The organism is Dehalococcoidia bacterium (genome assembly GCA_030018455.1).
Classification (GTDB): Bacteria; Chloroflexota; Dehalococcoidia; order DSTF01; family JALHUB01; genus JASEFU01.
The window spans coordinates 490,618-512,834 of record JASEFU010000001.1; the positions used below are offsets into that span (position 1 = coordinate 490,618).

The window sequence follows — 22,217 nt, forward strand, 5'->3', positions numbered from 1 at the left end:
CTCCCTCGATCTACTTATTGCCGATTATTCACAGGCCCTCGCCCTATTCGGGCACCGTTGGGCCCCCTGATTCTGCCTCGCCTTCGCCTCCGTGGCCGGAGACGGCGACCACGCCGAATACAAGCGTAAGCATCGCGAAGATGAAGCCCTGGATGAGCCCCACGAAGAGCTCCATCACGTACACAAACTGAAGGGCGATGAGCGGCAGCAGGAAGATCATCACCAGGAACAGGATCTCGCCGGCGAAGATGTTGCCGAAGAGTCGGAAGGTGAAGCTCAGGATGCGCGCCGCCTCCGCGATCAGCTCCAGCAGTCCGACAAACACGTCGATTATGCCGTCGAGCAGCTTCCCCTGCAGCAGCCTTCCAAAGTTGAAGAACTTGCTGGAGTAGCGGAAGAAGCCCATGCTGCTGATGCCCCAGAACTCGACGAAGATGGCCGACATGATGGCGAGTGCGAGCGGCGCGTTGAGGTCGGTGTTGACGCTGCGGAAGAAGGGGATGAAGAAACCCGCCTTTTCGTCCGGCTTCAGGTCGGCCGTCGCCTTTTCCAGCGCCGCCTCCTTTTCTTCGAGCGTGGCGTTTTCCGGTACCTCAACCTCGACTGTCGACGGCTCGGCGGGCGGCCACGCCGGGGGAGAGGGCATGATGACGTTGATCCCCCCGACCTCCTCGAACACGAAGCCTTTTTCGTGGAACTCCGCGCCCTCCTCGACGTGCAACTCCTGCACCTTGCCTATCGTCGCTACGCCGGGGAAGAGCCCGAGCCAGTTGGCGAAGACGACGTAGAAGAATATCGTCGCGACGACGGGGAAGAAGCGGCGCGCGTTCGACTCTCCGGCCGTGCCCGCCACCATGTTGTAGAAGCCTTCCATGATCGTCTCGAGGAAGTTCTGCAGGCCGCGGGGAACGAGCCGCGGGTTGCGGAACCCGAAGTAGGTGATTATGACCATCAGAACGACGACTACCCAGGCAGTGAGGATAGTGTTCGTGAGGGGGAAGGGCCCGATTTCGAGGATCGTCTCTGCTTTGAGCTCGACGATGGGCCGGGGTGAGCGCAATGAGAGAAAACCGATGACCAAGAGGGCGACGAAAAAGACGGCAACCAGGACTGTGGTGCCTCTACGCACTATCTCGCCTTTCTCTTCTGTTCGATTGCCTTCAGCACGTCTACAAGCATCAGGTAGCCGCCGAGGAAGGCTGCGGCCAGCCCGAGGAACAGTCCCGTCATGGTGAGCGCAGGTGTCAACTCGAACCTGCGGTCAAGCCAGACTCCGCCACCCACGCCTAAGGCGATACAGAGCGCTATGTACCAGCCTATGCCCACCAGTCTGAGGGCCGGCGGGATGGCACCCATCGCTCACCTCGTCCGCTTGGGGCCGTTCCCAGTGCGGGACTATATCACCGAAGCCGTTTTTAAAACAAGCGAAGTAGACGTAGGGGCCTTTCCCGGTGGGGCGGGACTCCGTGCCCGCCCAGGCCTCTCCTTGCGGGCGGGGGTACGCGGGCTGCGCACTTTGGGGTCAGATTTGAACGGGCGCCCGCCCTTCGCGGCGCCGCTCCGCCTCGATGATCTGCAGTATCCGCTCCACCGTCTCGTCGAGGCGCCCTTCGCGGTTGACGACGACGTGGTCGAACTGCGTCCGGCGTTCCATCTCGGCGCGCGCCGTCTCCAGGCGCACCCTGATGTCGGCGTTGGTGCCGTCGCGGAGTCGCAGCCGGCGCTCCAACTCGTCGAGCGACTCGGGCGCGAGGAAGACGAACACGGCGCCGGACGCCAGCCTTCGGATCGTCTCTGCCCCCTGCACGTCCACGCGCACGATCACGTCGCGGCCGCGCGCCAGCGCCTCGCGCACCTGCGCTTTCGGCACGCCGTACTTATACCCGTAGACTACCGCGCTCTCGAGAAAGGCGTCCTCCGCCCGCAGCCGATCGAACTCCTCGTCGCTGAGGAAGAGGTAATCGCCGCCGTCCGTCTCCTGATTCCGGGGCGGGCGCGTCGTCGCCGTGGTGACGAAATGCGCCTCCGGTTCGACGGCGCGAAGCCGCTCCAGCACGGCGTCCTTGCCCACGCCGGAAGGCCCGGAGATGACCACCAGCAGCGGCCCGGACTGCGCTCCGCCTTCGCTCACGCCGGCGCTCCCGCCACCGCCTCCGACGGCTCCCGATGGGCCGCCGCCCGCCGCCCCGTCGCCCTTGCCGCTATCGTCTCCGGGGTTATCGCCGCCAGGATGATGTGACCGTCGTCCATGAACATCACCGACTTCGTGCGGCGTCCGCTCGTCATGTCGATCACCATGCCCTTGCCTTTGGTGTCCTGGATGACGCGGCGGATCGGCGCGGAATTAGGGGAAGCGACAGCGATAACGTGGTTGGTTGCCAGATGATTCCCAAACCCGACATGGATGAGGTCTGCGCTCATGGCTCACCCCTTCTCTACAGCCCCGGCCGCCGGTGACGTCAGCGCCCGCAGGTCGTCCCAGAAGCCGGGATAGGAGACGCCGACGGCGTCGGCCCCCGAAATCACCGTGTCGCCCCGCGCGACAAGCCCCGCCACCGCCAGCGCCATCGCCAGCCGGTGGTCGCCGCGGCTGTCGCAGCGGGCGCCGGTGAGCGCGGGCACGCCCTCGATCACCAGCGAATCATCGCTGCCTTCGATGCGCGCGCCCAGCTTTCGCAGTTCCTCGACTGTGGCCGCCACGCGGTCCGATTCCTTGACACGCAGCTCCGCCACGCCTGATATGACGGTGCGCCCTTGCGCCAGGGCGGCAGCGACCGCCAGCACCGGCACCTCGTCGATGAGACGGACCACAAGCGGCCCCTCGATGCGAACGCCGCGCAGGCGGCTCGAACGCACCGTGAGGTCCGCTTTCGGTTCGCCGTCCTCCTCACGCTGGTTGTCGACGCGCAGGTCGGCGCCCATCATGCGCAGCGCTTCGATGACGCCGGCGCGCGTCGGGTTGACGCCCACGCCCTCGAGCCGTATCTCCGCGTTCGGATGGATGGCGCCCGCGACGAGCCAGAAAGCGGCGGCGCTGATGTCGCCGGGGACGCGCATGCTGAGCGGCGCGAGACGCTCCGACGGCGAAAGGACAAGCGCCTCGCCGTCCGAACGCAAGGACGCGCCCATCGCTCTGAGCATCCGCTCCGTGTGGTCGCGCGACGGTGCCGGCTCCGTCAGCCGCGTCTCGCCCTCCGCCTGCAAGCCTGCGAGCAGCAGCGCCGATTTGACCTGCGCGCTCGCCACCGGCATCCGGTGGTCGATCCCGCGCAGCGGGCCGCCGCGTATCGTCAGGGGCGCAAGGGTATCGCCGTCGCGCCCGCGGACCTGCGCGCCCATCTCGCGCAGCGGCGCCACGATGCGCCCCATGGGACGGCTGAGCAGCGAGCTGTCGCCGGTGAGGACGGAAAGGAAGGGACGCCCCGCCAGCAGGCCGGCGAGAAGGCGCATGGTGGTGCCGGAGTTGCGCGCGTCGAGCGCGGCGGCAGGCTCGCGCAGGCCGTCGAAGCCGCGCCCCTCGACGATTAGGCGGGGTTTGCGTTCGCTTCGCTCCAGCAACAGGTCGACGCCCAGCGCGCGCAGGCAATCGAGGGTGGCGAGGCAGTCGTCGGCGGGAAGGAAATTGTCGACGGCCGCCTGCCCCGAGGCGATGGCATTGAGGATCGCCGCCCGGTGCGATATCGACTTGTCGCCGGGCGCGATCACAGCGCCCTCGAGCCGACGGGCCGGCTTTACCGTGATCTCCGGACTCATTTCCTTCGCGGGCGTCTCTCTCGCGCCCTGCGTTCCTGCTCTTCGAGCGACTTCATGATCTCGCGCGTGCGCCGGGCCGCCCACTCGCCAACGAGCAGGTCGGAGACGGTGACGCCCGCGTCGGGCATGGGCGCCGCCGCCTCTTCCCGCCGCCTGGCGCCGGTGGTGATGTAGGTGTCGCGCTCGAACTGGATCCTAGCGAACGTCTTGAATACCTCGTCCTCGTCGCCCTTCTCTATCAGGTCGCGAAGACGGATCAACTCCTGCACCATACGGTTCACCCAGTGAACGACCTGCTCGCGGTTGGTGCGGACGATGTCGTCGGTCAGTTCAGGGTTGGTTGAGGCGAGGCGAGTGGCGTCGCGGAAGCCGGTCGACGCCACCTGCGACATCTCCGGCCACGCAGGGCTCTCGCGCGCCAGCGAGAACAGGGCGGCGGAAGCGACGAGCGGCAGGTGGCTGACGGCGGCGGCGTAGCTATCGTGTTCCTGCGCGTCGAGGTAGACGGGGACGGCGTTCACCAGTTGCGCCAGCCCGACGATGGAGTTGACGGCCGTTTCCTTTGCCGAGACCGACGGCACGACGCAGTAGGCGCGCCCCTCGAAGATACCTGCCTCCGCGGCGTCGATCCCCGACTGCTCTTTGCCCGCCATCGGGTGGCCGCCCACGAAGCTGACGCGCCGCGGCAGGAGCTCCTCCGCCCACCTCAGCACATCCGTCTTCGTGCTCGCCGTGTCGGTGACGATGCAGTTGTCGGGCAGCGCCTCTGCGATCTCGCCCATCACCTCGCGCATGGCCGAGATCGGCGTGGCGATTATTACGATGGCCGCTTCCCGCACGGCCGTCTGCGCGTCGGGCGCTGCGCGGTCGATGGCGCCGATGCGTTGCGCCTTGGTCGCGACGCCGCGTTCGACGTCGTAGCCGGCGATTTCGATGTCCTTCAGGCGTGACTGCTTGAGTGCGAGGCCCATCGACCCGCCGATAAGTCCCAGGCCGAGTATCGCTATTCTAGCCAACCGGCCACCCCCTTCCGTCTGGACTTAGCGTCTAGCACGATTCGTCGGCCGCCCGCAGCGCCGCCGCCCGCGGGTCGTCGCCGCCCGCATGCTCGTGCGTTCGCACCAGCCTCACGACTCCCTCGGGCGCGCCCGCCGCCTCCAGCAGCGACGCCCCGCGGGTCGAGTGGTCGCTGAATGAGGCGAGAGCGCGTCGCCAGCCGCTCCCCTCGGGGCGGGCGAGCGCCTTGAGTAGTCGTGGCGACGCTGCCCTGATGACGACGTATGCCACGCGGTGCCACAGCCTTACCGGCCCCTTGCCGACATCGTGCAGGAGGGCGGCGAGGAGCAGTTCGCTGTCGTCGTGGCCCCTGCTCTGCAGCGTCCGGAAGACCTCAACACAGTGGCGCTGGTCGCGCGGCGTCATCCCGTAAAACAGCGCCAGGAGGTCGCCTTCCAGCCGGCGTTCCACCTCGGCTTTGTCGTCGTCGCTGAGCGAGGCGCCGATGGAGGTGAAGAACTGGCGCGATCGGTAGAGCGTTCTAGCCAAAGACACCACCGTCAACTCCGGTGAACGCGCGCGCGAGACCGTTTATCGCCGGGGACATGACCTCGTGGAGGATGCTCACGGAGCCGGATGTGAGGAACGGCAGGATGAGCAGGAGCAGCAGGATGGCGGGGCCGTATTGCTCAAGGCTTATCACCGTCTCCGACAGCTCTCTCGGCAGGACGCCCGCGGCGACTCGAAAGCCGTCGAGGGGGGCGAGCGGGATCAGGTTGAAGACGGCGAGCACGCAGTTGAAGATGACGGTGGTGCTGAGGAACAGCCCCAGGTAATCGGAGCCATCCCAGAAGGAGACGCTCGAGGGGACGAGGAACGGGGTGCGCCAGGGCACCATGCCCGCGTGTATGGGAAAGCCGGCGACGCCCGCGACCACCAGGTTCGAGAGAGGGCCGGCGAAGGCGACCATTGCCATGCCCGCCTTCGGCCCGTTGCGCAATCGAAAGTGATTGACCGGCACCGGCTTCCCCCAGCCGAACCCGCCGATGAAGAGCAGCAGCGTGCCCATCGGGTCGAGGTGCACCTTCGGGTTCAGGGAGAGGCGGCCCATGTTTCGGGCCGTCGGGTCGCCCAGAGAATAGGCGGCGAAGGCGTGGCTGAACTCGTGGAAGGTGATACCTACAAGCAAGGCCCCGAGAACGGAGCCGAAGAAGACGAGGAACAACCAGAGGCTGACCTCTAATAGATCGAGATAAGAGAATAACAACTCGTTTTCCTTAGCAATTTAGCGAAAACATTATAGCACAGGCAGAAAAACGCCTGTAAGGGTGCGGAAACGGCTGCCGTAGGCTTCAGATGTTGTGGAACCGGGGCCGGGCAAAGGCCCATTGGGGAGCGGTTGGGGTTGACAGGGCCCATGAGCGCGGGCTAAAATGCATCGAGAGTTAACAAGGGAATACGGCTGAATCCCACTGTGGTGGGAACGGGGGAACCAGGTCCCTGGGGTGTATCTCGCGGTCGCGAGAGGGGCAGGCTCTTTCAGCCCTAACCCGTCAGCTAACCTCGTAAGCCACTGGAAGAGGGCTGGTCTGCGAGCCGGGGGACGAGCCTCCGGCTTTTTGTATCCCCGCATCTGGGCACCGCCGCTGGGCAAGCGGATTCTGCGGGTGAGCATGGCCTCTTCCCAAAGCAAAGGAGGGCACCGGTGGATACCCAGAGACTGTCGACATCAGGAAAGAATGACGACGGAGGTGGCGACCAAAGACGCATCATCGTAGTCAGCAACCGCGGGCCCCTTGAGCACTTCGTCGACGAGCAAGGGGAGTTGCGCCACCGGACGGCAGGCGGCGGCGTCGCTACTGCCCTTTCATCCGTGGCTGAATCTGTGCCCCTCACCTGGATCGCCAGCGCCCTGTCGGAAGGCGACCGGGAAGCGGCCAGGAGAGGGCCAATCTATCTCGGACGGGGAAAGCGCCTGCGGCTTGTCGCCGCCGATCGCGGAGCACTCGACCTCTTCTATAATCACTTCTGCAATCCTCTCCTCTGGTTCCTCCAGCATTCCCTCTACGACAACGGATACCTGCGGCCCCAACTCATCGAGAAGGCGCCGGAAGCTTGGGAGCGCGGCTATCTTCCTATCAATCAGGCCCTGGCGGAGGCGGCCGCAGCGGAGGCGAGAGGACGGGGCGACTGCCGCGGCGTCATGCTGCACGACTATCACCTGTACGCGGCGCCGCTCTTCATCCGCAACCTCTGCCCGCGGGTCGCCCTGCAACACTTCGTGCACATCCCCTGGCCCAGCCTGGAAGCCTGGCAGCTGCTGCCGCGCCCCATCGTCGATTCCATTCACGAGGGGCTCCTCGCCAACGACAGCGTCGTCTTCCAGAACGAGGCGTCGGCGCAGCAGTTTCTCGTGTCCTGCTGGTCGTTCGTCCCTGACGCCCGCATAGATTTCAGTCAGTCGGTTATCCGCCACCGCGGCCGGAGCATCCGCGTGTGGGCGAACCCGATGGCAGTGAACGTGTTCGAGCTGCGCGCCCGTCTTGCGTCGCCGGAAGCCGAGCGTTACCGTGAGGCCCTGCAGGCAGAAGCGGGCGAGCGAACGATCGTCCGTGTCGACCGCATGGACCCGAGCAAGAACATACTCGGCGGTTTCCGCGCCTTCGGCCGCCTGCTTCAGGAGCGCCCGGAGTGGCGAGGAAGAGTGAAGTTCCTCGCGTTCCTGGTGCCTTCACGCACGAGCATCCCCGAGTACCGCGCCTACGCCGAGAACGTCCTCAAGCTTGTGGACGAGATTAACGCCCGCTACGGCAGCCCCGGCTGGTCGCCGATCAAGGTCTTCTACGAGCAGAACCGCCTTCAGGCCCTGGTCGGCCTCACCCTCTACGACGTGCTGCTGGTGAATTCGCTTGCCGACGGCATGAACCTCGTCGCCAAGGAAGGGCCGGCGGTCAACCAGACGGACGGCGCGCTCGTGCTGTCGACGACGGCGGGGGCGTTCGAGGAGCTGCGCGATGGGGCGATCGCGGTGCGAGCGGACGACGTGGAAAACACGGCGAGGGCGCTGCACACGGCCCTGTCGCTTGGCGATGACCAGCGGCGGGAGCGGGCCTATTTGCTGCGGCGGGCCCTGTTCCGCCACGACCTCGGGCGCTGGCTGCGCCTGATGCTGGAAGACCTGGACGAGGCGATGACGAGCGTGGCGGCGGCAAGCCGCAGCTTCTCCTCGGGCCGCCTCGACCTGCGGGCCTAGGCCGAGCAAGGAAGGCCCGGCCGCAACTTCAACCCCCCATGCCGGAAATCTACGGGGCTTTTCCGGCACGCCTGTCTGCACCGGAGGCGGCTGCCAGCCGACCGTTTCCCGTTCGACGCAAGCAGCGACGGCAAGCGCGACGTGGTCGCAACACGGCCTCGCCGCAACCTGTACGCCGATGGGCAAACCTTCGGGCGAGGAACCGGCGCGGACGACCACGCACGGCCAGCCGGTGAAGCTGTACCGCAGCGCGTAGATGAAGTCCTCGTCCCGCTCTGCCCCGTGCGGGGGCGCCGGATAAGGGCATACGGGCGAGATGACGGGGATTCCCGATGTCAGCCTGCGAGCTCCGGGAGTCGCCCTCACGGTTTGCCTTGACCCCGCCGTTCGCGCCTTGCTACACTCAATCGACGCCTCCCTCAAATAGGGGCGCGTCCAGCAATAGCCGGAGCCGCGTGCCCTGATCTCAGGCATAGAAGAAGCGATCCTCGACTTCATCCGCAACACGTACGACGTCATCGAGTGGCCCGGCGTCGTCGTGCTGATGGCCATTGAGAGCGCCTGCATTCCCCTTCCCAGCGAGATCATCATGCCCCTCTCGGGCTGGATGCTCATAAAGGAGCGTTCGCTGGGCGCGGAATGGCTCCTCCTTGCCGCTTTCTGCGGCGCCCTCGGCAACTACCTGGGCTCGCTGCTCGCCTATTACGTCGGCGCCTGGGGCGGGCGCCCGCTGGTGAACCGCTTCGGGCGCTACGTCCTGATTTCCCCCCACGATCTTGATATCGCGGAAAGATGGTTTACAAAGTACGGCAACTGGGCTATATTCTTCTCACGCGTGCTGCCGGTAGTGCGGACGTTCATAAGTCTGCCCGCCGGCATGGCGCGGATGAACATATGGCGCTTTAGCCTGTATACTTTCGTCGGGTCGTTCCCCTGGTCATTGGGGCTCGCCTGGGCGGGATACGTCCTGGGCGAGAACTGGGAGCGGATCCGGGACTGGATGAGGCCGGCAGACGTGCCGATCCTTATAATAGCCCTCATTCTCATAGGGCTGTACGTCTACCGGCACATAAAGAGGGCTTGGCAGGAGCCGGAGCCATCGGGGCCTGAGGCGTAGCGGGGTCAGAAAGGCGGGGTGCTGGCCGCGAAGGAGTAGCTCCTACGGGGGCAGAGACAGGTCTCAAGCCTCAAAGCTGAGGACATGATCTTGGCCCAAAGCCTGAAGGGACATCTGCGAGCGGTGGCAAGGAGCGCCGGGGCAGCCGCCGTCATCGCCGTCTCCGCTTTCCTCCTCTGGCATTTCGCTTTCGACTCCCGGGAAGCCCCCACTCGGTCTATCGCCGTTGCCACCGGCGCCCCGCAGATCGTCTTCAGCGAGTTCGGCCCCAACGCCGATACCATCTGGGCCGCTTCCGCCGAGAATCCCTCGCGTCGCACCGCTGTCGCCGTCGTCGAGCACGCGCCCGAGTACGGTATCTTCCCCAGCCTGTCGCCGGACGGGCGGCGCATCGCGTATACCGTGCTGCCGCCGGGCGGCGCCGCCGACATCGATGCGCCGGCGGAGCTGTGGGTGATGAACGCCGACGGCTCGAACAGGCGTCTTCTGGCCACCGACGCCGACCTGCCCGTCACGCCCGTCTGGTCGCCCGATAGCGGCTCGCTGGTCATCCGGCGCAGCGCCCCCGCGCACAACGCGGCGGGCTCGTTCCGGCTCGTGCGCGTCGGCCTCTCGGGCGGTGAGACGTTGCTGGCGCAGGCGAACGCCGGGCTCTTTCCTGTCGGTTTCTCCGCCGACGGCGCGGTCTTCTATTTCGTCCGCCTGTCCCCGAACGGGACGGATCTCGGCAGCGTGGCGTCCGGCGGAGGGGCAGCGACGGCCGTGGCCCATCTGAGCGACGGCTTTGCCCGCGACTGGCGCCTCTCCCCCGACGGAATGCGCCTCGCTTACCTGAAGCCGATGTCCGACGGTGTCACCAGTTTCTACGGCGCCGTCGTGCTCGACCTCGCGGGCGGCGCTTCGATGATGAAAGCGGCGGCTATCGGCGGCAAAGGCGACTTCAGCCCCGTCTGGCACCCGAGCGGACAGAAGCTGACGGTCGGGCGCGTGGGCGAGGCGGGGAGGCCCGCGGGCGCCCTCCAGATCGCGGTCGCCGGCGCGGGCGGCGCGCAGGCGCTCGCGGCCCCCGCAAGAGGCTTCGATGTTCCGCTCGCCTGGTCGCCGGACGGCGGCTACCTGGCTGTCCGCTCGTTCGAGGGCGGTTCGCCTGCCAGCCCCGGCCGGAGCTGGGTGATGCTCACGGACGGCAGCGGCGAGCGGCAGAAGCTATCCTCGGTGAGCGATATCGAGATCGCAGGCTGGATCGACGGAGGATAGCCCGTGCGACGGTTGGTGCTGGCGGCGTTGGTGGTGGTCGTCTCAGGTCTCATCTCCTCCGGACGCGCTTCCCCCGTTTCGGCGTGTTGCCTGCCCGAGGCGCCCCAGACGTACGAGTGCATGGAAGACCGCGGCCTTTACCTCCAGACGATGGAGCTGGCGGCCTACAACATGCTCTTCCCCGGCGACGCCTACTTCGGGCTGCCCCGCCTCGAAACGGGGCTGCGCGGCACCCGCAGCAGCACGCAGCCGGTCGTCCCTCCCGTGCTGCTGAAGTCGATCGGCTGGATCGAAAGCGTAATCACCCAGGCCTCCCGCGAGATACCGTTCGGCGGCGTCGGCCCCGCGCTCATCTCATTCGATTGCGGACACGGCATCATGCAGATCACGAGCGGCATGACGACCCCGCTCGGCGAGAACGGCCACGCCAGCCCCGAGCAGGTGCTGGTGGCCACCCACTTCGCCTACAACATAGCGCGCGGCGCAGCGATGCTAGTGGATAAATGGAACGCAGCGCCGGAAAACCGTCCCATCGCGGGCACCGATACCAACGGCGACCCGTCGCTGGTCGAGAACTGGTACTTCGCCGTCTGGAGCTATAACGGCTTCACCGGCCCCGGCGCGAACCGCAGCAATCATCCCATGGACCCCATCTACGGCGGCTGGCCGCGCGTCCCCTATAGCTGCGGCCCCTCCACCGACGGCTTCGGCCATAACCGCGCCAAGTACCCCTACCAGGAGCTGGTCTGGGGCTGCGCCGCTCACCCTCCCGTCGTGAAAGGCGCCGCCCTCTGGCAGCCGTTCGAGGTCTCATACCCCGATCTGAACGACCCCCGCTTCAGCGGCCCGCTCAACCTGGCGAACTTCGTCTTCCCGTACGCCAACATGGACATACCGACGCCCGGTCCCGCCCATCAATACCCGACGGCAAAACCCCCGAGCAGCCTGCGCGACCAGATCATCGGTTCACCGCGGCTGGCGGTGAGCGCGGGCGACATCCGTCTCGTCGCCGATCAGGGCGGGAACGTCGCTTCTCAGGAGGTGATCGTCTCGAACCAGGGGAGCGGCGTCCTGTCGTGGATGGCTGTCCCTTCCGCCCCGTGGCTGAAGGTGACGCCGCCGGCCGGCGTCGCCATCGACTCCGCGCTTCCCTGCGCGCCCGACGCGCCGTGCGACCGCCAGGCGAAACTCACCATCAGCGTGAATCCGTCTCTCCTGACCGGCGGGACGCAACGGGCCACCCTGCGCATCATCGCGCCCGGAACGGGGGAAACGCGGTCGGTCAGCGTCTCTATCGTGTCGATTATGAAGATGAGAATCCCGGGCGTCATGAGGAATTAGCGGAGGAGAGCGGGGCAGAAGGACAGAGCAAGGCCCGCGAAAGGGGCCTTATGCTATACTCGTTGTGAGGAGGCGACATGTTGAACAGGTTTGTGGCGGCGGTGCGACGCAATCACGCTCTCGAGCACGCGACAATCGCTGTGCTGATGCGGCGTTTGGGCCCTAACACTCGGATGGTCGGGCGGGCGACGCCGAGCGGCTTTTACATCTACGGCGACATGCCGGAAGGTTCGGTCGAGGAGTCGGCGCGGGAAGGTCTCGCGCGCCTGAAGAACGGCGAGTCTGGCCTTGCCGTCTCCGCCCTCTGCGGCACGAACCTCGCCGTGGCCGGCGTCATGGCGGGGCTGGCGGCGCTCATTGCCAGTGGCGGGCGCAACCGCTGGGAGCGCATGCCGACGACGTTGCTGTCGTCGATGCTGGCGGTGCTGGCGGCGCAGCCTGTCGGGCGCTGGTTGCAGAAGAACCTGACGACGAGCGCGGACGTATCAGGGCTGGAGATAACGGGCGTGCGGCATGCCGGCCAGGGCGTACGGCATTATCATAAAGTAGAGACATCGCAGGGTTAGGCGGTTCGGCGCCGGCCCGGCTAACTGCAGCGTCCCTGTAGCTCAGTGGATAGAGCGGCTGCCTTCTAAGCAGCGGGTCGGGGGTTCGAGTCCCTCCAGGGACGCCAAATCATTCCCCGAGACACATCTTCCCAGACCGCTTGTTTCCAGTTAAGCGTCACATCCTCTTCCTTATCTTTCTGCTCTGGCCCTGTTACGGGTTCCTGTGTTAGACGTATCCTGAAACCGACGGTGAGGAAGAACATGTTCATAGAAGAAGATTGCACGTTTTGCGGGGCATGTCTCGCGGAATGTCCGTTTCTCGAGATGTCTCTGGAGGACGCGCGGGAGGAGATAGCCCGGCTCATCCGGACAAGAGAACCCGGCGACATGTCGAGAGATTGTGCCGGCTGCTTCTACTGCGACGTAGTCTGTCCCGTCGAAGCGAACCCTTCGCACCTTATGAGAGAGGTCCGGTCCGCTAAGGCCCGCGGCAAAGGCGCAAGTTGCCTATCGCTCATGACGGAAGAGGTGCCGTGCAACATCATGTCCGTCGGACTGGAGTTCGAAACGGAGGAAAAAGCCAGGGACCTGAACGCCTACACGAACCCCGCGCCGGCCAGGGAAGTCTTCTATCTGGGATGCAGCCTTTCATACATCTTCACCGACCTTGCGAAGACGAAGCTCCTTGAGCGCTTGCCCAAAGTGGGCGGGATGAAATACTGCTGCGGGCTCGACGTGTACGCGCTGTTTGGAGAAGAAGAGGCCAGGATCAAGGGACGGCGCTTGCTGGATGCGCTGAGGAAGACCGGAATCGAAAGGATGGTCACCTTCTGCCCCGGCTGTGACGATATGATCAGTCAAGTCTACCCGAAGCTCATTCCCGAATTCGACATCGAGACCCTGACCATTGCGGAATACCTGGTGCAACAGCATCAAAAAGGCGAGATCAGGTTCACCAACCCCATCAACCGCAGAGTGACCTTCCATGACCCCTGCGCCTGGAGAATGATGGCCACGGACGTGCATGACAGTCCGAGAAGGCTTCTCGAACTGATGGGGGCAGAGGTCGTCGAGATGAAACACAACCGGAGGGAATCGCTGTGTTGTGGGACCCCGGTAGCGGGGCGGAATCCTCAACTGACGTCTGCCATCTCCGCGAGACGGGTATCCGAGGCAAGAGAAACGGGCGCAGAGGCCATCGTCGTAAGTTGCACCGGTTGCCTTTCCTTGTCGGCTCAGGCCCGGGAACAGGATATCGAGGTCTACAACATCACAGAGCTGGCCCAAATGGCTATCGGCGAGCAACCGCCGCACCGGGTTGCGGAGATCAGCAGGCAACTCAGGAGCGACATCGTCAAGAAGGTCGTTGAGCATCCGGAGCTACTGCGCGAAAGGTACGTGATTCGGGACGGGAAGGTGGACCGCGTCTAGACCGTCCGGCTCGGACTGAGAGTCTTCGGCGACATTCACCGCAGACCGCAGCGCTCCACTCGCCCTCTTGGCGAGCTCTCTCCGGTCGCCGCCACATCACAGGTCCGCTGTTCCGCCGGGGCTAGGCCGCCAGGTCGGGGATGCGCCTCTGCAGCTCCCGCCAGGCATCGGGCCCGATCAGCTTCCTGGCCTCCTCGAACGCGGGCGCCAACGCCTGCGGAGGAAGGGTTCGCATCACCGTCTGCAACTGGTCGGCCCGCTCATCAGGGTCGAGCGCGTTGATCATCCAGCCGAAGATGCGGGGCATCTGCTCGCGCGGGTAATGCTCCAGCGAGCGGCGCACCGTTTCCCCCTGCTCCTCGAACCCGAAGTTCTGCTCGACAAGGGGTACCAGGTGAAGCTCTTCCTTGCGGAAGTGGTTGACCAGGTCGGTGTTCAGGGCGATGAAGCCTCGCTGGATCCCCCACAGCAGCTCTGACCGCCTCTGCTCCGAGCTTGCCTCTCTCAGCTCGCCGATCAACCGTCCAACCGTCTCAAACGCCTCGTCCTTCGCCCGGTGGTCGAGGACGTAGGGCTCTGTAACGTTCGGCACCTTCGTCTCGAGCTCGGGGAACATTACCTCGTCCTCGCCGTCGGAGTGCGCCCGCACCACCATTTGCAGGAACGCGTGCCGCTCTGCCAGACGGTCGAGCGCTTCTCGATCGTTCGGGTTGAGGGCCAGCGCTTCCTGTTCCAGCCTGTCCAGTTCCTTCCGGATTGCCTTGTGGATGTACCTGATCTTGCGTACCGGAGCCTCCATGTCTTCACCTCCCGTGTCGCTTCGTAAAACGTTTGCGTAGCCGCATGACCGACACGTTATCGGGGCGACGTGAAGGGCGTGTGAAGAGGGCGCTATTTCTGATGAAAACAATGTGAAAAGTTGGATAACCTCTTGCACGGCGGCCCGGCGGTAGTTGTCTCAGCCGATCCTTCGGGCGTGGTCGCGAGGGGACTGAGCAGGGGCGCCTCAGATGCCGGTCTGCGTAACCCAGACGATCATGGCGGCGATGCAGACGGCGCTCGCCGGCGCAAACGACCACGATACCCACAGCCGGCGAAAGGCCCCCCGGCGGAAGGGCACCTCGATGAGATTGTACGAGACGGCGGCAATGAACACCGTGAGAGCGACCCGAGCGGCGAACAACGGGTAGCCTTCCAGCTCCACGCGGTCGGGCGTAAGGACCCAGTAGACAGGCCAGTGCCAGAGGTAGATGCCGTACGATATGAGACCGAGCTGCGGCAGCGGGGGAAGCGCCAGCAGCCTTCCTACGAAAGCGCCCTCAGGCTGCAGGGCCGCCAGAATGACAACGGCGACCGCGAGCGCGAACAGCAGGTAACCGCCTCGAAACAGGAACTCATCGTGGAGAGCGATGGACCACCACGAATAGACCACCGCGGCGCAGCACGCCAGCGCGACGACCTGCAAGGCGAAGTTCACGTAGCGACCCCGTAGCGGACCGCGCTGCGCCAGCACGGCGGCCAGCGCCGCGCCCACCAGCAGCGACTGCGCGCGCGTGTCGGTGCCGAAGTGGATGCGCGTCGGGACGACGTCCGGGTCGTACAGCCACACCGACAGAAAGACCGACACAAGCCCCACGGCCAGCGTGCCGTAGAGCAGCCCCTTCATCGGGTCGCGGGCCACCCGGATGAAGGCGAGGAAGAGCAAAGGCCAGACCACGTAGTACTGCTGCTCAATAGACAGCGACCACATATGGCGCAGCGGTGTGAAGTACTCGCGGTCGATAATCAGGGGCCACCAGTTGGAGATGCCCGTCAATACGGCGATAACGTCTTCGCGCAGCCTGTCCAGACGCACCGTATCCGAGAAGATGACGGCATAGCCCACCATCCAGAGCAGCACCAGATAAAGGGCCGGGAGAAGGCGGCGCGCCCGCCGCGCCCAGAAGCCGGAGAGGCTTATGCGGCCCGTGCGGCGCCACTCCACGATGAGCAGGCTTGTGATCAGATAGCCGCTGAGGACAAAGAAGGCGTCGACGCCGAGGTATCCGCCGCGCGCCCAGGAGTAGCCGGCATGGAAGGCGAGGACAGCCGCCACCGACAGCGCCCGAATGCCGTCGAGCGCGGGCTGATACCCCAGAGTGTAGCGCCCGGCCGGCTGGCCTCCCGAAGAGCGCGTTTCACTGGCGGCTGCGTCCGAGGAACGAGCCGCGAGGGCTGGGCCGCCGGGATTCGCTTCGGCCATCGAGAAAGCCAGAAACAGCGACGGGGTTTATTGTTCAGTATATTAACCCTTTCTATGAAGGAGCACTAGTAGCCCAGGGCGCTCAAAGCCGCCCGGTACCGTTCCTCGACGTCGATGCGGTCGCCCGGTTCCGGCAGCTCGCGGCTCGCCCGCTCAATCATCAGCATCGTCGAGAGGTGGTGAATGAAGAAGATGAGAAGCCCGATGCTGGCAAGGGCGAGCAGGAGCGCGACCGTGACGGAGACATACGGCACGAAGACGGTCTCGTCGGTCCGGACGGTGCGGAGCACGAGCAGAGAGTATATGAACGTGGCGACGAACGTGCCCAGGACCACCTGGTTCCAGGGATCGCGGATGAAGCTGCGGATGATGCGGGGCCCGAACTGCGACGAGGCGAGCGACAGCGTGGCGATGGTGATCGAGAAGACGACGCCGGCGACCGAGATCATCGACCCCGCTGTCGCCTGCAAGAGCGCTCGTGCGCCGTCGCCGCCGCCCGAATAGATGCCGAACTTGCCTTCGACGTCGCTCCCTTCGATGCCGCGGTCGATGGCCACGGCCGCAAACGATAGACCCGTCGCGAACGCGACCATGAGGACGGGGATCGCCCAGAAGCTGTTGCGCACCTTCTCCCAGAGGTTGCCCAGCCGCGTCTTCATGCGTCTCCCCCCGAGCCGGCGCGCCGGTAATAGCGGACTCCTCACAAGAAAGCGTACCATCGCTGCCCGGCGCGTTCGCGCGTTCCGCATTCTCGGCCGCGACCCGCTTCTCCGACTGGAAGCTATTCTTTACTCTCTTCGGCGACCGTTTACGCCACGTTTATGTTGCGGCCGCGCACGTCGTCGCCCGGCGGGCAGCGTTCTTCGAAGGCCCTCTCTTGATGGAGCGCCCCGGTTGAATTAGTATTCAGCCGCGTTCAAGCAATGAAGGCCGCGGCCGAGGGAGGTGCCCACATGGGCGATGACATTCTGCTGAAGGAGGGCCGCCTGTACGGCCCGTGGCGACAACCGCGCAATCTGCACAACCGCATTCCCGGCTCCATCCACGACGACGCGACGGCGCAGGCGCTCGGCTTTCGCGGCGGCACCGTCGCCGGCAGCATCCACTTCGAGATGCTGGTGCCCCTTTTGCTGGAGGCATTCGGGCCCCGCTGGTTCGAGAGAGGGACGCTGTCCGTCGACTTCAAGTACGCGACGGTCGACCTGGAAGAGGTCAGGGGCATCATGGGTGTGCCGCCGGACGGCGCGCGGGACGCGCAGGTCGACGTTTTCATCGAGCGGCCGGACGGAACGGTCGTGGGCCTGGGGACGGCCTCGGCGGGCGATTGCGCGGAGCCGACCTGCCTCGCGCAGAAGAACCTCGCGAAGTACTCGGTCGGCGAGTACGGCATCCTGGAGCGCGTGCTGCCGGGGGAGAGCTTCCCCGTCGAAGAGGTGACGGTGCCCGCGCAGGCGATGATCGATAGACTGCCGGTGATAACCGAGGCGCTCCCCTGGTACGTCGGCGACTCCCCCTGGGGCGGGCCGATCGCCAGCCCGACGGTCGCCGTGTCGGCGATGACGCGCGCGTACACTCCGTACCTCCAGGAGCGCGGCGTCCGAGCCGTCGGACTCTTCGGCGCCATCGAGGTGCGGCACGTCAACGGGCCCGTCTTCCTCGACAGGCCGTATCTGAACGGCGGCCGAGTGGTGGCGCGCGGCCAGAGCCCGAAGACGGAGTACTTCTGGTTCGAGTCGTATCTCGAAGAGGAAGGCGGCAAGCGCGTCTCGGAGATGCTAATGCAACTCCGCTTCATGAAAGGGTCGGAGTCGCTGCTCACGCAGTAGGCGCTCGGGGCCTCGTGGAGCGCAGACGCCGGGGAGAGCGATCGGAGAAGACTGCCCTGGCTCGGCGGCAGGTTTTCGGTGCCGCCTCCCAACCAGCCTACTCCACGGTGCGCTGAATAGCGTGGGTGTAGGGGGGCCGGGACCGGCGCATCGAAACGCGCAGCGACGTGCTCGCTGTCCGTTTGTTCGCTTCCTACCCGTTGGCAGGCCCCGCGCGCCTGGTCGGGTACGTAGCCCCGGCCCTACAGACGCGCATCGACGGCGGCCCGTCCGTTGAGCCGCATCTCGATGAGCGTCCCGTTTCGCGTCCGGCGCCGGCGCGGCTTCTCGGCGTCGCCCGCGAACGCGACCTCGCGCAGCCCTTTCGGCTCGATCAACCGTATCTCCAGCCGCTGCCCCGATGCCGCGAGGTCGAGCCGCACCCGTTCGCGCGTCCGCCGCGCCCGCACGCGGACCCTGCCCTCCGGCATCTGTACATCCAGCGCGCCTCGAGACGCCAGCCGGACGTCGAGCCGCAGGGAGTCGCAGGGGCGCTGGCCCACGAACTCCTGCTCCGGCGCGAACGGCAGTATCGAGTCCTGCCGCACGAAGATCGGGATGCGCTCCAGCGGAACGGTGAGGTCAAGACTGCGCGGGCCGTCGATCGTCTCGCCGCTCCAGAAGTCCCACCAGCGGCCCGCCGGCAGATACACGCGGCAACGCCCCTCACCGTTGAACACGGGCGCCACCAGCAGCCACGGCCCAAGCATATACTGGAGCTGCAGCGACGCCGTGAGCGGATCGTCGGGGAACTCGAGGTACGTGGGCCGCACGACGGGGGCCAGGCTGCGGCTCGCCTCCTGCGCGCACGCCCACAGGTAGGGAAGAAGCCGGTAGCGCAATCGGGCGAACTCGCGCACGATCTCGACCGCCCTCTCGCCGTAGTACCAGGGCTCGCGCTCCTGGATGCCGTGAAAGCGGCTGTGCGACGAGAGCAGTCCCCATTGCGCCCAGCGTATGTACAAATCGACGGGCGGCCGGCGAAAGCGGTCGGGGTTCGTAAAGCCGCCGATGTCGTGCGACCAGAACGGCACCCCCGACATGCTCAAACTGAGCCCGCCCGCGAGCGCGCCCGCCATGCCGCCCCATGTGCATTGCGTGTCGCCCACCCAGTGGACGGGGTAGCGCTGCGACCCCGCATAGCCGGAGCGCGCCCACACCATTGCCTCGTCGCCGCGCTCTTCGCGTATCACTTCGAAGACGGCGCGGTTGTAGAGGAGCGGGTAGATGTTGTGCACCTGCGCGCCCGTGCGTCCGTCGGAGAAGCGGGCGTCTTCGGGCACGCCCTCGCCGTAGTCGCTCTTGAACAGCGCGACGCCCATGCGCAGGTAGGGCCGGTGCTTCTCCTGCCACCAGCGCGCGGCCTCCGGGTTGGTGAAGTCGGTGACGACGTTCTCGGTTTCGGGCGGGTTCTCCAGCGACGGCGCGGGACTGCCGTCAGGCGCGAGCGCGAAGTACCCCTTCTCGACGCCCTCGCGGTACATCTCGCTGTCCTTCCAGACGTACGGGTTCTCCCACAGCGACAGCTTCACCCCCCGTTCCGCGAGCCAGCGCACGAAGCCTTCGGGGTCGGGGAACGCCTCCTCGTCCCACTCGAAGTCGCAGGCATCGCGCTGGTGGTGTTTTCGATTCCGCAGCCAGCGGGGGTCGACGTGTATCACGTCCAGCGGCATGCCGAGCGCGCGCGCCGTCTCCACGACCTCCTCCACCTGCTTGCGGTCCATGTACATGCAGCGCGACATCCACACTCCGAACGACCACAGCGGCGGCGCGGGCGCGAGGCCCGTCAGTTCGCCGTAGCGGGCGAGTATCTGCTTGGGCTGCGGGCCGTAGATGAGGAAATAGTCCAGATAGGGGTCGTCGACGCGGAAGGCGCCGGTGACGATAGACGGGAAGCCGAGCTCGTAGACGGCGCGGCTGCTGTGGTGGAGGAAGACGCCGTAGCCGCGGCTGCTCCAGAAGAAGGGCGTATTGTGGTACGTCAGGTTCGTCGTGTTTGTGCCGCCGACCTCCCGCGACCAGGAGACGATGCGCTGCCCTCGCTTGTCTGGGGAGCCGTACTGCTGCCCCAGCCCGAAGAGATGCTCGTCCGGTTCCAGCTCGAACGCTTCGTGGAAGGCGACGCGGCCGCGCTCGTCCGTCGAGTAGCCGAGCGGAAAAGCGACCAGATCGAGGAACGACCTGTCGCCGATCTGGTGGACGAAGAGCCTGCGCCCCGCCGTATCGAACAGGCCGAAGTGGAACGGCTGCCGCACCACGCGCAACTCGACGGACGGCGTCGCCATCACCGCCTTGCCCGGCTCCGCGCGCACCTCGACCTGCGGCGCCGCCCGCTTCTTCTCGACGAGCATTGGCGACGTGAGGGGCGGCTCCTTTCCCGGCGGGTAGGCGCGCACCCTGAAGATGTCCGCCGTGACGCACGCGATGTCGAGGACGAGTTCGCGGCCTTCCTTCGTCACCAGGTAGAACCGGACGCCGTCCCTCGTGCGGCGGTAACGTCGGTAGCAAGCGGCGTAGTCGTACTCGCGCGCGGGGTCGGCGAAGATGGGGACGTGGTGATCGATAAGCTCCGCTATCTTGTTTTTCGCCCGAACCATCGTCTGTCCCTTCCTTCGCCGCTTGCGGCTACTCCCGCGCCCAGCCCTTCGCCCGTTCCAGCGCCCGCTTCCAGCCGGCGTACAGCTCCTCCCGCTCGTCGTGGCCCATGCGCGGCTCGAAGGCGCGGTCGGCACGCCAGAGCGCAGCGAGCTCCTCCAGCCCCTTCCAGACGCCCGCGCCCAGCCCGGCGAGGTAAGCGGCTCCCAGCGCCGTCGTCTCGAGCACGGCGGCGCGCACGACGCGACGCCCCAGGATGTCGGCCTGGAGCTGCATCAGCAGATCGTTGCGGGCGGCGCCGCCGTCGACCCGCAGCTCGCCGAGGGCGATGCCTGACTCGCGTTCCATCGCCTCGACGACGTCGCGCGTCTGGAAGGCGATCGACTCCAGTGTGGCGCGGGTGATGTGGGCGCGCGTGGTTCCCCTCGTAATGCCGAGGACGGCGCCGCGGGCGTAAGGGTCCCAGTGGGGCGCGCCCAGCCCGACGAACGCCGGCACGACGTATACCCCCTCGCTGGAATCGACCGACGCGGCGAGCGCCTCGCTCTCAGAGGCGCTCTCGATGATACCCAGCCCGTCCCGCAGCCACTGCACCGCCGCGCCGGTGATGAAGATGCTGCCTTCGAGGGCGTAATCAACCCGGCCGTCGACCTGGAGGGCCACGGTGGTCAGCAGGTCCTGGGAAAGAGGAGGCGTTCCGCCGCTGTTGAGGAGGAGGAAGGAGCCGGTGCCGTAGGTGTTCTTCGCCATGCCGGGCTCGAAGCAGCACTGGCCGACGAGCGCCGCCTGCTGGTCGCCGGCGATCCCCGCGATCGGTACTGCCGCGCCCAGGAGGGAGGGCTCCGTCTCGCCGACGACGGCGTTGCCCGCGCAGACGCGTGGCAGCAGCGGCTCCGGGATATCGAGCTCGCGGAGCAGGTCGTCGTCCCAGCGCCGGTCGCGGATATTGTAGAGCATGGTGCGGGAGGCGTTCGTGGCGTCGGTGACGTGGGCGGCGCCGCCCGTCAGCCGGTACACGAGCCAGCTATCGACGGTGCCGAAGGCGAGTTCGCCGCGTTCCGCCCGCTGTCTGGCTCCATCAACGTTGTCGAGGATCCAGCGCAGCTTGGTGCCGGAGAAGTAGGCGTCGATGACAAGTCCCGTCTTCTCGCGCACCCACGGCTTGAGTCCGCGCCGTCGCATCTCGTCGCACATCGCCGCCGTGCGCCGGCACTGCCAGACGATGGCGTTGTAGACGGGGCGGCCGGTTGCGCGCTCCCAGACGAGCGTCGTTTCCCGCTGGTTAGTGATGCCGATCGCGGCGACCTCGCCGGGAGCGATGCCCGCGGAGGCCATCGCGCTTCGCGCCGCCCCCAGTTGCGAGCGCCATATCTCCTCGGGGTCGTGCTCGACCCATCCCGGCTGCGGGTAGATCTGGGGGAAGGCGCGGCCGGCATCGGCGACAGGACGTCCCGCGTCGTCGAAGAGGACAGCGCGCGAGCTCGAGGTCCCCTGGTCAAGCGCGAGGATGTAGCGTGACACGGGCATGCTGACGGCAGTTTAGCCAAGTCGGGCGATAGTGTCACCGGTAGCCATCGGACGCCGCGCCCCTCCTGCGGCGGGCGGGCGTTTCCAGCAGGGTACCGCTGGCGCCCGGCGCGCGACAGCGTAACGTTCGGCTATGCGGCCGCGTTTGAAAACTTGATAATAAGCAGTAAAGCTGTTATAGTTCCGCAAGCTGGGGCTGGTGGCGGAATCAAGTCCCATACTCTCAACAAAGCACCGGCAGGCCGGCTCATGCCGGTCGGTTGGAGTTGAGCCGGAAACGCCGACAGGGGGA

At 66.2% G+C, this 22,217-nt stretch carries 20 protein-coding genes, 1 tRNA gene and 1 riboswitch; of the genes, 8 read left to right on the forward strand and 13 right to left on the reverse strand.

Going from position 1 to position 22,217, the window contains the following annotated elements; translation table 11 throughout:
- Positions 1-43: 43 nt before the first annotated feature.
- From QME71_02380 to QME71_02415, 8 genes are all read right to left on the reverse strand, one after another.
- Positions 44-1,129 carry a F0F1 ATP synthase subunit A gene (locus QME71_02380; protein ID MDI6857145.1) on the reverse strand — a complete coding sequence of 362 codons (1,086 nt, stop codon included), beginning with the start codon at positions 1,127-1,129 and terminating at the stop codon, positions 44-46.
- Positions 1,129-1,356 (reverse strand): AtpZ/AtpI family protein, encoded by a 228-nt coding sequence (locus tag QME71_02385; protein MDI6857146.1) that lies wholly within the window; start codon positions 1,354-1,356, stop codon positions 1,129-1,131. Before QME71_02385 ends, QME71_02380 begins: the two co-directional genes overlap by 1 nt.
- 166 nt (positions 1,357-1,522) lie before the next feature.
- The gene (gene gmk / locus QME71_02390; protein MDI6857147.1) at positions 1,523-2,131 is read right to left on the reverse strand and encodes a guanylate kinase; all 609 of its coding nucleotides are present in this window, start codon (positions 2,129-2,131) and stop codon (positions 1,523-1,525) included.
- The gene (locus tag QME71_02395; GenBank protein ID MDI6857148.1) at positions 2,128-2,421 is read right to left on the reverse strand and encodes a DUF370 domain-containing protein; all 294 of its coding nucleotides are present in this window, start codon (positions 2,419-2,421) and stop codon (positions 2,128-2,130) included. The genes gmk and QME71_02395 overlap by 4 nt, the downstream gene beginning before the upstream one ends.
- Positions 2,422-2,424: 3 nt before the next feature.
- On the reverse strand, positions 2,425-3,753 hold the full coding sequence (gene aroA, locus QME71_02400; GenBank protein ID MDI6857149.1) for a 3-phosphoshikimate 1-carboxyvinyltransferase: 1,329 nt from the start codon (positions 3,751-3,753) through the stop codon (positions 2,425-2,427).
- Positions 3,750-4,769: a prephenate dehydrogenase/arogenate dehydrogenase family protein gene (locus QME71_02405; GenBank protein ID MDI6857150.1), complete on the reverse strand. Its 1,020-nt coding sequence runs from the start codon at positions 4,767-4,769 to the stop codon at positions 3,750-3,752. Before QME71_02405 ends, aroA begins: the two co-directional genes overlap by 4 nt.
- 31 nt (positions 4,770-4,800) lie before the next feature.
- The gene (locus QME71_02410; protein ID MDI6857151.1) at positions 4,801-5,298 is read right to left on the reverse strand and encodes an HD domain-containing protein; all 498 of its coding nucleotides are present in this window, start codon (positions 5,296-5,298) and stop codon (positions 4,801-4,803) included.
- Positions 5,291-6,016: a site-2 protease family protein gene (locus tag QME71_02415; GenBank protein MDI6857152.1), complete on the reverse strand. Its 726-nt coding sequence runs from the start codon at positions 6,014-6,016 to the stop codon at positions 5,291-5,293. Before QME71_02415 ends, QME71_02410 begins: the two co-directional genes overlap by 8 nt.
- 183 nt (positions 6,017-6,199) lie before the next feature.
- Positions 6,200-6,336: riboswitch (cyclic di-AMP (ydaO/yuaA leader) on the forward strand.
- A gap of 118 nt (positions 6,337-6,454) precedes the next feature.
- On the opposite strand from QME71_02415, the gene QME71_02420 reads away from it, so the two are divergent.
- The 7 genes from QME71_02420 to QME71_02450 all read left to right on the forward strand — a co-directional run bounded on the left by QME71_02420 (position 6,455) and on the right by QME71_02450 (position 13,696).
- Positions 6,455-8,002 (forward strand): trehalose-6-phosphate synthase, encoded by a 1,548-nt coding sequence (locus tag QME71_02420; protein MDI6857153.1) that lies wholly within the window; start codon positions 6,455-6,457, stop codon positions 8,000-8,002.
- Positions 8,003-8,546: 544 nt separating this feature from the next.
- Complete coding sequence (locus QME71_02425) at positions 8,547-9,119, forward strand: DedA family protein (protein ID MDI6857154.1); 573 nt, start codon at positions 8,547-8,549, stop codon at positions 9,117-9,119.
- A 123-nt stretch (positions 9,120-9,242) separates the two neighbouring features.
- The gene (locus QME71_02430; protein ID MDI6857155.1) at positions 9,243-10,376 is read left to right on the forward strand and encodes a hypothetical protein; all 1,134 of its coding nucleotides are present in this window, start codon (positions 9,243-9,245) and stop codon (positions 10,374-10,376) included.
- 3 nt (positions 10,377-10,379) lie between these two features.
- Positions 10,380-11,717 (forward strand): hypothetical protein, encoded by a 1,338-nt coding sequence (locus QME71_02435; protein ID MDI6857156.1) that lies wholly within the window; start codon positions 10,380-10,382, stop codon positions 11,715-11,717.
- Between the two features lie 77 nt (positions 11,718-11,794).
- Positions 11,795-12,283: a DUF6391 domain-containing protein gene (locus QME71_02440; GenBank protein ID MDI6857157.1), complete on the forward strand. Its 489-nt coding sequence runs from the start codon at positions 11,795-11,797 to the stop codon at positions 12,281-12,283.
- Positions 12,284-12,314: 31 nt separating this feature from the next.
- Positions 12,315-12,390 (forward strand) — tRNA-Arg (locus QME71_02445).
- Positions 12,391-12,514: 124 nt separating this feature from the next.
- Positions 12,515-13,696: a (Fe-S)-binding protein gene (locus tag QME71_02450; protein MDI6857158.1), complete on the forward strand. Its 1,182-nt coding sequence runs from the start codon at positions 12,515-12,517 to the stop codon at positions 13,694-13,696.
- A gap of 121 nt (positions 13,697-13,817) precedes the next feature.
- Here QME71_02450 and QME71_02455 read toward each other — a convergent pair whose 3' ends face one another.
- The 3 genes from QME71_02455 to QME71_02465 form a co-directional block, all read right to left on the reverse strand.
- Positions 13,818-14,495 (reverse strand): hemerythrin domain-containing protein, encoded by a 678-nt coding sequence (locus tag QME71_02455; GenBank protein MDI6857159.1) that lies wholly within the window; start codon positions 14,493-14,495, stop codon positions 13,818-13,820.
- A gap of 207 nt (positions 14,496-14,702) precedes the next feature.
- Positions 14,703-15,938 (reverse strand): acyltransferase, encoded by a 1,236-nt coding sequence (locus tag QME71_02460; GenBank protein MDI6857160.1) that lies wholly within the window; start codon positions 15,936-15,938, stop codon positions 14,703-14,705.
- A gap of 65 nt (positions 15,939-16,003) precedes the next feature.
- Positions 16,004-16,597 carry a DUF2254 family protein gene (locus tag QME71_02465; GenBank protein MDI6857161.1) on the reverse strand — a complete coding sequence of 198 codons (594 nt, stop codon included), beginning with the start codon at positions 16,595-16,597 and terminating at the stop codon, positions 16,004-16,006.
- Between the two features lie 294 nt (positions 16,598-16,891).
- Between QME71_02465 and QME71_02470 the strand changes: the two genes are divergently transcribed.
- The gene (locus tag QME71_02470) at positions 16,892-17,764 is read left to right on the forward strand and encodes a hypothetical protein (protein MDI6857162.1); all 873 of its coding nucleotides are present in this window, start codon (positions 16,892-16,894) and stop codon (positions 17,762-17,764) included.
- Positions 17,765-18,006: 242 nt separating this feature from the next.
- Here QME71_02470 and QME71_02475 read toward each other — a convergent pair whose 3' ends face one another.
- Together QME71_02475 and glpK are read right to left on the reverse strand one after the other, a co-directional pair.
- Entirely contained in the window at positions 18,007-20,400 is a 2,394-nt protein-coding gene (locus tag QME71_02475) for a glycoside hydrolase family 31 protein (GenBank protein MDI6857163.1), read from the reverse strand.
- A gap of 28 nt (positions 20,401-20,428) precedes the next feature.
- Positions 20,429-21,919 (reverse strand): glycerol kinase GlpK, encoded by a 1,491-nt coding sequence (gene glpK / locus QME71_02480; GenBank protein ID MDI6857164.1) that lies wholly within the window; start codon positions 21,917-21,919, stop codon positions 20,429-20,431.
- Positions 21,920-22,217: the final 298 nt, after the last annotated feature.